The sequence below is a fragment of the Pseudomonas baltica genome, assembly GCF_031880315.1.
Classification (GTDB): domain Bacteria; phylum Pseudomonadota; class Gammaproteobacteria; order Pseudomonadales; family Pseudomonadaceae; genus Aquipseudomonas.
This window is the reverse complement of sequence record NZ_CP134771.1, coordinates 3,653,496-3,664,784: the sequence shown is the minus strand read 5'-3', so window position 1 is coordinate 3,664,784 and position 11,289 is coordinate 3,653,496. Positions and strand designations below refer to the sequence as shown.

General features: G+C 62.0%; 11 protein-coding genes. 4 read left to right on the top strand and 7 right to left on the bottom strand.

Annotated features, from left to right (window positions below):
* Nucleotides 1–99: 99 nt before the first annotated feature.
* Together rep and xpt are read left to right on the top strand one after the other, a co-directional pair.
* Nucleotides 100–2,109, top strand: coding sequence for a DNA helicase Rep (rep, locus tag REH34_RS16340; RefSeq protein ID WP_226503997.1), 2,010 nt, complete (start codon nucleotides 100–102; stop codon nucleotides 2,107–2,109).
* 20 nt (nucleotides 2,110–2,129) lie between these two features.
* Nucleotides 2,130–2,699 (top strand): xanthine phosphoribosyltransferase, encoded by a 570-nt coding sequence (xpt, locus tag REH34_RS16335; protein ID WP_311968461.1) that lies wholly within the window; start codon nucleotides 2,130–2,132, stop codon nucleotides 2,697–2,699.
* Nucleotides 2,700–2,796: 97 nt separating this feature from the next.
* Here xpt and REH34_RS16330 read toward each other — a convergent pair whose 3' ends face one another.
* From REH34_RS16330 to dadA, 5 genes are all read right to left on the bottom strand, one after another.
* Nucleotides 2,797–4,716, bottom strand: coding sequence for an acetyl-CoA hydrolase/transferase C-terminal domain-containing protein (locus REH34_RS16330; protein WP_311968460.1), 1,920 nt, complete (start codon nucleotides 4,714–4,716; stop codon nucleotides 2,797–2,799).
* Nucleotides 4,717–4,896: 180 nt separating this feature from the next.
* On the bottom strand, nucleotides 4,897–5,445 hold the full coding sequence (locus REH34_RS16325; RefSeq protein ID WP_311968459.1) for a cupin domain-containing protein: 549 nt from the start codon (nucleotides 5,443–5,445) through the stop codon (nucleotides 4,897–4,899).
* 117 nt (nucleotides 5,446–5,562) lie between these two features.
* Nucleotides 5,563–6,639 (bottom strand): alanine racemase, encoded by a 1,077-nt coding sequence (gene alr, locus REH34_RS16320; RefSeq protein WP_311968458.1) that lies wholly within the window; start codon nucleotides 6,637–6,639, stop codon nucleotides 5,563–5,565.
* 140 nt (nucleotides 6,640–6,779) lie between these two features.
* Nucleotides 6,780–7,133 (bottom strand): RidA family protein, encoded by a 354-nt coding sequence (locus REH34_RS16315; RefSeq protein ID WP_226503992.1) that lies wholly within the window; start codon nucleotides 7,131–7,133, stop codon nucleotides 6,780–6,782.
* Nucleotides 7,105–8,406: a D-amino acid dehydrogenase gene (dadA, locus tag REH34_RS16310; RefSeq protein WP_311968457.1), complete on the bottom strand. Its 1,302-nt coding sequence runs from the start codon at nucleotides 8,404–8,406 to the stop codon at nucleotides 7,105–7,107. The genes REH34_RS16315 and dadA overlap by 29 nt, the downstream gene beginning before the upstream one ends.
* A gap of 156 nt (nucleotides 8,407–8,562) precedes the next feature.
* On the opposite strand from dadA, the gene REH34_RS16305 reads away from it, so the two are divergent.
* Nucleotides 8,563–9,051 carry an Lrp/AsnC ligand binding domain-containing protein gene (locus REH34_RS16305; protein ID WP_226503990.1) on the top strand — a complete coding sequence of 163 codons (489 nt, stop codon included), beginning with the start codon at nucleotides 8,563–8,565 and terminating at the stop codon, nucleotides 9,049–9,051.
* Nucleotides 9,052–9,164: 113 nt separating this feature from the next.
* On the opposite strand, the gene REH34_RS16300 is transcribed toward REH34_RS16305, so the two are convergent.
* Nucleotides 9,165–9,518, bottom strand: coding sequence for a YkgJ family cysteine cluster protein (locus tag REH34_RS16300; RefSeq protein ID WP_226503989.1), 354 nt, complete (start codon nucleotides 9,516–9,518; stop codon nucleotides 9,165–9,167).
* A 136-nt stretch (nucleotides 9,519–9,654) separates the two neighbouring features.
* On the opposite strand from REH34_RS16300, the gene REH34_RS16295 reads away from it, so the two are divergent.
* Entirely contained in the window at nucleotides 9,655–10,968 is a 1,314-nt protein-coding gene (locus REH34_RS16295; protein WP_311968456.1) for an FAD-binding oxidoreductase, read from the top strand.
* A 71-nt stretch (nucleotides 10,969–11,039) separates the two neighbouring features.
* Here REH34_RS16295 and REH34_RS16290 read toward each other — a convergent pair whose 3' ends face one another.
* Nucleotides 11,040–11,279 carry a DUF1127 domain-containing protein gene (locus REH34_RS16290; protein WP_311968455.1) on the bottom strand — a complete coding sequence of 80 codons (240 nt, stop codon included), beginning with the start codon at nucleotides 11,277–11,279 and terminating at the stop codon, nucleotides 11,040–11,042.
* Nucleotides 11,280–11,289: the final 10 nt, after the last annotated feature.

Sequence of the window (11,289 nt, the reverse complement as noted above, 5' to 3'; positions counted from 1 at the left end):
TTTAGATGGTGAAAAGTGCTCGCCAGCTCCAGACGGTCGCGGCAGACGGCGCAGACCCTGCTAAAATGCGCGGCTATTTCTCTGATCCGTCTATTCGAAATGTCCCGACTCAATCCCCGGCAACAAGAAGCCGTGAACTACGTCGGCGGCCCTCTTTTGGTGCTCGCCGGTGCCGGTTCCGGCAAGACCAGCGTGATCACCCGCAAGATCGCGCACCTGATCCAGAACTGCGGCATCCGCGCCCAGTACATCGTCGCCATGACCTTTACCAACAAGGCCGCGCGCGAGATGAAGGAGCGCGTCGGCACCCTGCTGCGCGGTGGCGAAGGCCGCGGCCTGACCGTCTCGACCTTCCACAATCTGGGCCTGAACATCATCCGCAAGGAGCACACGCGGCTAGGCTACAAGCCGGGCTTCTCGATCTTTGACGAGACCGACGTCAAGGCGCTGATGACCGACATCATGCAAAAGGAATACTCGGGCGACGACGGCGTCGACGAGATCAAGAACATGATCGGCTCGTGGAAGAACGACCTGGTACTGCCGCCCGAGGCCCTGGAAAACGCCCGCAACCCCAAGGAGCAGACCGCCGCCATCGTCTACACCCACTACCAGCGCACGCTCAAGGCGTTCAACGCGGTGGACTTCGACGACCTGATCCTGCAGCCGGTGAAACTCTTCCAGGAACACCCCGACATCCTTGAAAAGTGGCAGAACAAGGTGCGCTACCTGCTGGTGGACGAATACCAGGACACCAACGCCAGCCAATACCTGCTGGTGAAGCTGCTGATCGGTACGCGCAACCAGTTCACCGTGGTAGGCGATGACGACCAGTCGATCTACGCCTGGCGCGGCGCGCGTCCTGAAAATCTCATGCTGCTCAAGGACGACTACCCGTCCCTGAAAGTGGTGATGCTGGAGCAGAACTACCGCTCCACCAGCCGCATCCTGCGCTGCGCCAACGTGCTGATCTCGAACAACCCCCACGAGTTCGAAAAACAGCTGTGGAGCGAGATGGGTCACGGCGACGAGATCCGCGTGATCCGCTGCAAGAACGAGGACGCCGAGGCCGAACGCGTGGCCGTCGAAATCCTCAGCCTGCACCTGCGCACCGATCGCCCCTACAGCGATTTCGCCATTCTGTATCGCGGCAACTACCAGGCCAAGCTCATCGAATTGAAGCTGCAGCACCACCAGGTGCCATATCGCCTGTCGGGCGGCAACAGCTTCTTCGGCCGCCAGGAGGTCAAGGACCTCATGGCGTACTTCCGCCTGATCGTGAACCCTGACGACGACAACGCCTTCCTGCGGGTGATCAACGTGCCGCGCCGGGAAATCGGCTCGACGACCCTCGAAAAACTCGGCAACTATTCCACCGAGCGCAAGACCTCGATGTACGCCGCCACCGACGAACTCGGCCTGGGCGAACACCTGGACGCCCGCTTCACCGATCGCCTGGCGCGCTTCAAGCGCTACATGGACAAGGTCCGCGAGCAGTGCGCTGGCGAAGATCCGATCGGCGCCCTGCGCAGCATGGTCATGGATATCGACTACGAAAACTGGATCCGCACCAACAGCTCCAGCGACAAGGCCGCGGACTACCGCATGGGTAACGTGTGGTTCTTGATCGAGGCCCTGAAGAACACCCTCGAGAAAGACGAAGACGGCGGCATGACCATCGAGGAAGCCATCGGCAAGCTGGTGCTGCGCGACATGCTCGAACGCCAGCAGGAAGAAGAAGACGGCGCCGAAGGCGTGCAGATGATGACCTTGCACGCCTCCAAGGGCCTGGAATTCCCCTACGTGTTCATCATGGGCATGGAGGAGGAAATCCTCCCTCACCGTTCGAGCATCGAGGCCGATACCATCGAAGAAGAGCGCCGCCTGGCCTACGTGGGCATCACCCGCGCGCGGCAGACGCTGGCCTTCACCTTCGCCGCCAAGCGCAAGCAATACGGCGAGATCATCGACTGCGCGCCGAGTCGTTTTCTCGATGAACTGCCCCCGGACGATCTCGCCTGGGAAGGTAACGACGACACGCCGACCGAGGTCAAGGCCGTGCGTGGCAATACGGCATTGGCGGATATCCGCGCCATGCTCAAAAGATGATTGAGCCCAGAGGAGCCAACGTGGAAGCCCTGCACAAAAAGATTCGCGAAGAAGGCATCGTGCTTTCTGACCAGGTACTGAAGGTAGATGCCTTCCTGAACCACCAGATCGACCCGCTGTTGATGCAGCAGATCGGCGATGAATTCGCGCGACTATTCGCCGATTCGGGCATCAGCAAGATCGTCACCATCGAAGCCTCGGGCATCGCCCCGGCGGTGATGACCGGGCTCAAGCTCGGCGTGCCGGTGATTTTCGCCCGCAAGCATCAATCGCTGACGCTGACCGAAAACTTGCTGACGGCGACGGTGCACTCGTTCACCAAGCAGACCGACAGCACCGTGGCGATTTCGCCGCGGCACCTGAACAGCAGCGATCGGGTGCTGATCATCGATGATTTTCTGGCCAACGGTAAGGCGTCCCAGGCGTTGATCTCGATCATCAAGCAGGCCGGCGCCAATGTCGCCGGGCTGGGGATCGTGATCGAGAAATCGTTCCAGCCAGGGCGTGCCGAGCTGGATGCCCAGGGGTATCGGGTGGAGTCGCTGGCGCGGGTCAAATCACTGGCCGGTGGGCAGGTTACTTTTCTTTAGCCGGACCGACCTCTTCGCGGGCAAGCCTTGCTCCCACAGGCGTACACCGCACCATTGTGGGAGCAAGGCTTGCCCGCGAAGATGCCCGCAAGCGCACTCAAGATTGCGTGGCCTGCAACGCCGCCAACAACAACCGCTGATACAGATCCTCCCGCAACCCATGGGGCTCGCTCAGCTGCATGCGCTGCAAATGCGCCGCAAAGCGTGACGGCTCCGGCGCATCCAGCGCCGCCTTGCCCAACTCGAAAATCTCGCTGAGGTGGAACTTGCTCTTGAGCCAGTTCAGTGCCCGCAGCAAGTCGCGTTCCTCCTCGGTAAAATCACAGCCCAACGGGTACTCGGCGAACAATCGCGGATGCCGCTCGCGAATGGCCTGCAGACGCTCCGGGCTGTTATCGGCAAAACGCGGATCGAGCTGAAAGTCCTGGCGCAGCTTGCCGGCAATCTGCGCCTCGGCAATCAAGCTGGCCTGAAATCGCGAATCGGCAATATTGATCAACCGCTCGACCACCACCGCATCGGTCTGGCCGCGCAGGTCGGCGATGCCGTACTCGGTGATCACGATATCGCGCAGGTGCCGGGGGATGGTGCAATGGCCGTAATCCCATTGCACATTGGAGCTCACCACCCCGGCCGACTCGCGCCAGCTGCGCAGGACCAGCACCGAGCGCGCGTCTTCCAGCGCGTGGCCCTGGACCACGAAGTTGTATTGGCCGCCGACGCCGCTGAGTACCCGGCCACTTTCGAGTTGATCCGACACCGCCGCGCCCAGCAGCGTGACGGTGAACACCGTGTTGATGAAGCGCGCATCCCGGCGCTGCAGGCGCTTGAGGGCCTCATCGCCATACAGCTCGTTGATGTAGCTGATGGCGGTCATGTCGAAGGTCGACAAGGTGTCTTTCGGCAACTCGCGCAGGCGCTCATAGAAGCTCTGGGGGCCGAGAAAAAAGCCGACATGCAGTACCACGCCGCCTGGCGTCGACTCGTCAAGCGTGCCGAGGTTGGCCAACGTCTGCTGCTGCACATCGGGATAGACCTTGCGCCGCATCACCCCGGCCTCGGCCAGCACCAGCAAGCCATGCACGAACATTTCGCTGCAGCCATACAGCCCGGTGGCGAACGGCTGCAGGCCGCCTTCGCTGTCGATGAGGCTTTGCCAGGGGCGCATGTCCAGGTCATCCAGCACCGCCCGATAGCCATTGTTATCGGCCTGACGCGCCAGCAGCGCTGCAGTCAACGCGTCGCCCATGGCGCCAATGCCGATCTGCAAGGTGCCGCCATCACGCACCAGTGTGCTGCTGTGCAAGCCAATGAAGTGATCCTGGCAGCTGACCGGCATGTTGGGCGTGGAGAACAAGCGGGTGTACTCCGACACGTCGATCAGCAGATCGAAGGTGTCGCTAGGCACTTCGGCGCCGCCGTCCATATAAGGCAACTGGTCGTGGATCTGGCCGAGCATCAGCACGGTCTCGCCGGCGGCGCGGCGCTTGGCGATCATGGGCAGCAAGTCGAGGGTGATGTCGGGGTTGCAGCTCAGGCTCAATTTGGAGGGGTTGTCCTGATCCTGAGCTACCAATTGCGCCACCAGGTTCAGGCCCTTGGCGTTGATGTCCCGCGCGGCATGGCTGTAGTTGCTGCTGACGTAGTTCTGTTGCGCCTCATTGCTGTGCAGCAGGCTGCCCGGCTGCATGAAGAACTGTTCGACCTTGACGTTGGCGGGCAAGGTGTCGGTGCGCAGGGCGTGGAGGAAATCGAGCTCCAGGTAGTCGCCGTAGACGCGCTCGACGAAGGGTTCGAGAAAACGTTTTTGCAGACCATCGCCCAGGGTCGGACGGCCCAGTGCCAGCGCGGTATAAATGGTCAGCTGGCGGTCGGGCAACTGCTGGATACGCGCATAGAGGGCGTTGGCGAAACGATTGGCCTTGCCGAGCCCTAGCGGCATGCCCATATGGATGTGGGCCGGCAGACGTTCGAGGACTTCCTCGACGGCGCGGTCGATGGAGCAGATGGTTGGCATATGCAAAGGATCCGTGAGCGACTGACTCAGCTTAGGACCGCTTTGGAGGGAATGCGACTCAGTGGTGCTGATGCTTTGTAGCGGCAGGACAGGCCTCTTGGCTGGCAAGCCTTGCACCCACACAGATCGCCAAAGGCTGTGGGAGGAAAGCTTGCCCGCGAAGAGCCCCGCATGAACACATCAGAAATTCGCAGGCGTCGCCGCGCTGATCAACCGCGCCGGGGCATCGAAGGGATTGCGAAACCGATGCGGCCGACTGCTCTCGAAGTAATAGCTGTCGCCCACCTCCAGCACGAAGGTCTCCAGGCCCACCACCAGTTCCAGGCGGCCTTCGACCACAATGCCGGTCTCCTCGCCTTCGTGGGTCAGCATCTCGTCGCCGGTATCGGCGCCCGGTGGATAGATTTCGTTGAGGAAGGCAATGGCACGGCTGGGATGGGCGCGACCGACCAGCTTCATGGTCACCGCGCCATCGGAAATATCGATCAGCTCGTTGGCCTTGTAGACCACCTGAGTGGGGTTTTCCGGTTGCAGCTCTTCGGAAAAGAACTCGACCATGGACATCGGAATACCGCTGAGCACCTTCCTCAACGAACTGATCGAGGGGCTGACACTGTTCTTCTCGATCATCGAGATGGTGCTGTTGGTGACACCCGCGCGTTTGGCGAGCTCACGCTGAGACAGCCCCTTGAGTTTGCGGATGGCTTGCAGTCGTTCACCGACGTCCAATACGGGAGTCCTCCAGAGGATTCGACACAGTCGATTGAAACGCCATCATCGCAACAGCGTTCAATATTTACAACAGTTCGACTTGGGTGAATCGTCTGAATGCCCCCGCCTGGCGGGCTATGCGCCGGTGTAGACCAATGGCACCCGGCGCAGATTGCAGAATATCTGATAGGCGATGGTCCCGGCCTGCATCGCTACGTCGCTGGCCAGTACGTTTTTGCCCCATAACTCTACGGGGCTGCCCAGCCCGGCGGCGGGCACGTCGGTCAGATCGATGCACAGCATGTCCATCGACACTCGGCCCAACAGACGGCTGCGCTGCCCGGCCACCAGCACCGGTGTACCGGTCGGCGCCACGCGCGGATAACCGTCGGCATAGCCCATGGCGACCACGCCGATGCGCATAGGCCGATCGGTGACGAAGCCACCGCCATAGCCGATCGGTTCGCCCGCCGGCAACTCACGCACGCAGATCACTTTCGACTCCAGGGTCATGACCGGCTGCAGACGCGCGGCCTCACTCTGTGGCTCCTCGAAGGGCGTGGCGCCGTACAGCATGATCCCTGGCCGCACCCAATCGCTGGGCACTTGTGGCCAGCCGAGCAGGGCCGGTGAATTGCGCAGGCTGATCTCGGCATTCAGGCCTTCGCGGGCGGCCTGGAACACCGCAACCTGCTGGCTGCTGGCGTCGCTGTGCAGTTCGTCGGCACGGGCGAAGTGGCTCATCAGCACGACGCGCAAGACCTTGCCGCTGGCCAGCAAGCGCTGGTAAGCGGCCTGGTAGTCCTTGGGGTGCAGGCCGACCCGATGCATGCCCGAGTCGAGCTTGAGCCAGACGACGATAGACTTGGCCAGGGCAGTCTGTTCGATGGCTTCGAGTTGCCAGAGTGAATGCACCACGCACCAGAAATCATGCTCGACGATAAGCGCCAGCTCGCTGGCTTCGAAGAAGCCCTCCAGCAGCAGGATCGGTGCAGTGATACCGGCCGCCCGTAGTTCCAGTGCTTCCTCGATGCAGGCGACGGCAAAACCGTCGGCCTCGGCTTCCAGCGCCTGGGCACAGCGTACGGCACCATGGCCGTAGGCATCGGCCTTGAGCACCGCCAGCGCACGGGCGCCATTGCTGATTTCGCGGGCCAGTTGGTAGTTGTGGCGCAAGGCCTGCAAATCGATAAGGGCTCGGGCGGGACGCATGGACGGTCTTCTTGAAAGTCTTGAAGCGTTGGGTTGTTCTTGCTGGCCCCTTGGCGGGCAAGGCTTGCTCCCACAGGTGCGGTTGACTCTGTGGGAGCGAGGCTTGCCCGCTAAGGGGCCCTCAAATCCAATACAAATCGTTAAGGCAGTGCCGCTACCACCGACAACTCCACCAGAATCTCCGGCTCGCACAGCTTCGACTCCACCGTCGCGCGGGCAGGCGCCACTCCTTTGGGCAGCCACTTGTCCCATACGCTGTTCATGCCTTCGAAATGCGCGTCGATGTCCTTCAGATAGATCGTCACGGACAACAGGCGCGTCTTGTCGGTCCCTGCCAGATCAAGCAGACGCTCGATGTTGGCCAAGGTCTCGCGGGTCTGCTGTTCAATCCCGGCGCTCATGTCGTCACCGACCTGACCGGCGAGGTACAACGTGCCGTTGTGGCTGACGATCTGGCTCATGCGCTCATTGGTGAGCTGGCGCTGGATTGACATGTTCTGCAGTCTCCTGGTGTTTGCTGTAACGAGAAATATCGAGGCCTTTGGCGCTGATCTGCGGTGTTTTACGCGCGATCAGGTCAGCCAGCAGGCGTCCGGAACCACAGGCCATGGTCCAGCCGAGGGTGCCATGGCCGGTGTTGAGGAACAGGTTCTTCATAGGCGTCGCGCCGACGATCGGCGTGCCGTCCGGGGTGGTCGGCCGCAGCCCGGTCCAGAAACTGGCCGCGCCGAGGTCGCCGCCCTGAGGATAAAGGTCGTTGACGATCATCTCCAGCGTTTCCCGGCGACGCGGGTTGAGCGACAGATCGAATCCAGCGATTTCGGCCATGCCGCCGACGCGGATGCGATTGTCGAAACGGGTGATCGCCACCTTGTAGGTTTCGTCGAGGATCGTCGAGGTCGGCGCCATGGCGCTGTTGGTGACCGGTATCGTCAGCGAATAGCCCTTGAGCGGATAGACCGGCGCGCGAATGCCCAGCGGCTTGAGCAACTGCGGCGAATAGCTGCCCAGCGCCAGCACGTAACGGTCGGCGGTTTCCAGCTGGCCGTCGATCCACACGCCATTGACCCGGTCACCGGCGAAATCCAGACGCTCGATGTTCTGCCCGAAGCGGAATTCCACGCCCATGGCCTTGGCCATTTCTGCCAGGCGGGTGGTGAACATCTGGCAGTCGCCAGTCTGGTCGTTGGGTAGGCGCAGGGCACCGGCAAGGATGTTGGTGACACCGGCCAGCGCCGGCTCGACCCGGGCGATGCCGGCGCGGTCGAGCAACTCGTAGGGCACGCCGGACTGCTCCAGCACGGCGATGTCCTTGGCCGCGTTGTCCAGTTGCGCCTGGGTACGGAACAGTTGGGTGGTGCCCAGGGTCCGACCTTCATAGGCGATGCCGGTTTCGGCGCGCAGCTCATCGAGACAATCGCGGCTGTACTCGGACAGCCGCACCATGCGCTCTTTGTTGACTGCATAGCGGCTGGCGGTGCAATTGCGCAGCATCTGCGCCATCCACAGATATTGATCGACGCTGGCGGTGGCCTTGATGGCCAACGGGGCGTGGCGCTCGAGCAGCCACTTGATGGCCTTGAGCGGCACACCGGGCGCGGCCCAGGGTGAGGCGTAGCCGGGCGATACCTGCCCGGCATTGGCGAAACTGGTTTCCATGGCAACCGCAGGCTGGCGATCCACCACCACCACGTCGAAGCCTTCACGGGCCAGATAGTAGGCAGTGACGGTACCGATCACACCGCTGCCAAGCACCAGAACTCGCATGTTCAATCCCTCAACGCGGAAAACCGCTGACGTAAGTTGTATTAAGCGAAGATGTGGGCAGTATAAAAAGGTACAGCCAGTGCATTTCACTATATACGCGGCTATATTTGGCGAGGATTCTCGGCAAAAACCGCTTTTACGGAGGGGTATCGACCTATGCGCACCCAGCATCAGAGCAAGCGTGAACTGGACAAGATCGACCGTAATATTCTGCGCTTGCTTCAGGCCGATGGGCGCTTGTCGTTTACCGAATTAGGGGAGAAGGTCGGCCTGTCGACCACCCCGTGCACCGAGCGGGTCCGCCGCCTGGAGCGCGAGGGGATCATCATGGGCTATTACGCCCGGCTCAACCCGCAACACCTGAAGGGTAGCCTATTGGTGTTCGTCGAGATCAGCCTCGACTACAAATCCGGGGACACTTTTGAAGAATTTCGCCGAGCGGTGCTCAAATTGCCCCACGTGCTGGAGTGCCACTTGGTGTCGGGCGACTTCGATTACCTGGTCAAGGCGCGGATTTCCGAGATGGCGTCCTACCGCAAGTTGCTCGGCGATATCCTGCTCAAGCTGCCTCATGTGCGTGAATCCAAGAGCTATATCGTCATGGAAGAAGTGAAAGAGAGCTTGAATCTGCCGATTCCGGATTGATATGTGGCGTTGCGACTGGCCCCTTCGCGGGCAAGCCTTGCTCCCACAGATCCATGACGATCGTTCAGCCAACTCTGTGGGAGCACAGCTTGCTGGCGAAGGGGCCTGGCGCCTTAAACCAATACCTGGCGGGTACTCGCGATCAGCCGATGAATCAAAGCCTCGGCGTGCGGATCGATTGGCTCCTCGGGGCCCCGGCCACGCGGGCACGGCAAGCTCGGCGTGGTGCCGAACAGCCGGCAGATCAGCGGGCGCTCGCCATACACGGTGCAGCCTTGCGGGCCCAGGTGCACGCAGTCGAGGCGCTCCAGCGCGGCGTCCTGCTCGGCGGCGGTCTTGCGCGGCAGGCGCGCCATTTCCTCGGCGGACGTGGTCACCGGGCCGCAGCAATCATGGCAGCCGGGCACGCAGTCGAAGCTGGGGATCTGTTCGCGCAAAAAGCGGATCTTGTGGAGATTGCAACTCATGGTGCGCCTGCCGCTGTGTCGAGTGCGCTATTTTGCACGCTCAGGCCGCGAGTTGCTTGCCGATCATCGCCGGGCCTATGCTGCCATCCCATTGGGTGACCATCGTTATCTGAACCACGCTTCCAGGATCTTGCACATGAACGCCCCAGCCCCGCACACGGACCCGCGCCCCCTGCATACGGCCTCCTATTATGCCGCCAGCAGCGCGGTGCAACCGGACCATCCCGCGTTGCAAGGACAACTGGCTGCGGACGTGTGCGTGGTCGGCGGCGGGTTTTCCGGGCTCAACACGGCGATCGAGCTGGCGGAGCGCGGGTTCTCGGTGGTGCTGCTCGAAGGGCGACGGATCGGCTGGGGCGCCAGCGGCCGCAATGGCGGGCAGTTGATCCGCGGCGTCGGCCACGGGTTGGAACAATTCACTTCGATAATCGGCAGCGAGGGCGTGCGCGCCATGACGCTGATGGGCCTCGAAGCCGTGGAGATCGTCCGCCAGCGCGTCAGCAAATACGACATCGCGTGCGACCTGACCTGGGGCTATTGCGACCTGGCCAACAAATCCCGCGACCTGGAGCACCTCAAGGAAGAGGCAGTGGCCCTGCAGAGCTTGGGCTATAGCCATGAAGTACGCATCCTGGAGGCCGACCAGGTGCACACGGTAGTGGGCTCCAGCCAGTATGTCGGCGGTATGGTCGACATGGGCTCAGGGCACCTGCACCCCTTGAACCTGGCGCTGGGCGAAGCACAGGTGGCGCAGTGCCTGGGGGTGAAGCTGTTCGAGAACTCCATGGTGACGCGCATCGACTACGGGCCGCAGGTAAAGGTGCATACCGCACAGGGTTGCGTCACTGCCAAGACCCTGGTGCTGGGCTGCAATGCCTACCTCAACGGACTCAACCCGGAACTGAGCGGCAAGGTGCTGCCCGCCGGCAGCTATATCATTGCCACCGAGCCGCTGGACGACGCGACGGCGCGGCAACTGCTGCCGCAGAATTTTGCCGTGTGCGATCAGCGGGTGACCGTGGACTATTACCGCCTCTCGGCCGATCGACGGCTGCTGTTCGGCGGCGCCTGCCATTATTCCGGACGCGACCCCAAGGACATCGCCGCCTACATGCGCCCGAAGATGCTCAACGTGTTCCCACAGTTGGCGAATGTGAAGATCGACTATCAATGGGGCGGCATGATCGGCATCGGCGCCAACCGCTTGCCGCAGATTGGTCGGCTGGCCAGTCATCCCAATGTGTTCTATGCCCAGGCCTATGCCGGCCACGGCCTCAACGCCACGCACCTGGCAGGGCGCTTGCTGGCCGAAGCTATCAGCGGCCAGGCCAGCGCGCGTTTCGACCTGTTCGCCAAGGTGCCGCACATGACCTTCCCCGGCGGCAGGTACCTGCGCTCGCCGCTGCTGGCGCTAGGGATGCTGTGGCATCGGTTCAAAGAGTTGGGTTGAGGCTCGGCTTCATTCCATGATTGCCTTACAAACAGTCGGCCTCACACAGTTCGGCCAGTTGATGTGCGCCCTCAACGCTGCCAGAACGCCTTCAGCGCCTCGGCCCGCGCCTGCTCGGCCGTCAGGCCAATATCGTGCAACTGCTCGGCTGTCAGCCCGTTCAATTGTTGGCGGGTACGGTGGCAGAGCCAGAACCACTGCCAGCGAGTGAACCCTTCCGGCCGAGCGCCGCTGTTCACGCGCACACCGTGCCGTTGCGTCTGCAATTCCTGGCTCTTGAGTACTAGGCGCACATCGCTGTAGCCGCTCATTTTCATTCCT

What these genes read in the sequence shown, in the direction of transcription:
- rep (WP_226503997.1), top strand. Translation starts at nt 100, where the DNA reads ATGTCCCGACTCAATCCCCGGCAACAAGAAGCCGTGAACTACGTCGGC.
- REH34_RS16330 (WP_311968460.1), bottom strand. Translation starts at nt 4,716, where the DNA reads ATGCCAACCATCTGCTCCATCGACCGCGCCGTCGAGGAAGTCCTCGAA.
- alr (WP_311968458.1), bottom strand. Translation starts at nt 6,639, where the DNA reads ATGCGTCCCGCCCGAGCCCTTATCGATTTGCAGGCCTTGCGCCACAAC.
- REH34_RS16315 (WP_226503992.1), bottom strand. Translation starts at nt 7,133, where the DNA reads ATGTCAATCCAGCGCCAGCTCACCAATGAGCGCATGAGCCAGATCGTC.
- dadA (WP_311968457.1), bottom strand. Translation starts at nt 8,406, where the DNA reads ATGCGAGTTCTGGTGCTTGGCAGCGGTGTGATCGGTACCGTCACTGCC.
- REH34_RS16305 (WP_226503990.1), top strand. Translation starts at nt 8,563, where the DNA reads ATGCGCACCCAGCATCAGAGCAAGCGTGAACTGGACAAGATCGACCGT.
- REH34_RS16300 (WP_226503989.1), bottom strand. Translation starts at nt 9,518, where the DNA reads ATGAGTTGCAATCTCCACAAGATCCGCTTTTTGCGCGAACAGATCCCC.
- REH34_RS16295 (WP_311968456.1), top strand. Translation starts at nt 9,655, where the DNA reads ATGAACGCCCCAGCCCCGCACACGGACCCGCGCCCCCTGCATACGGCC.
- REH34_RS16290 (WP_311968455.1), bottom strand. Translation starts at nt 11,279, where the DNA reads ATGAGCGGCTACAGCGATGTGCGCCTAGTACTCAAGAGCCAGGAATTG.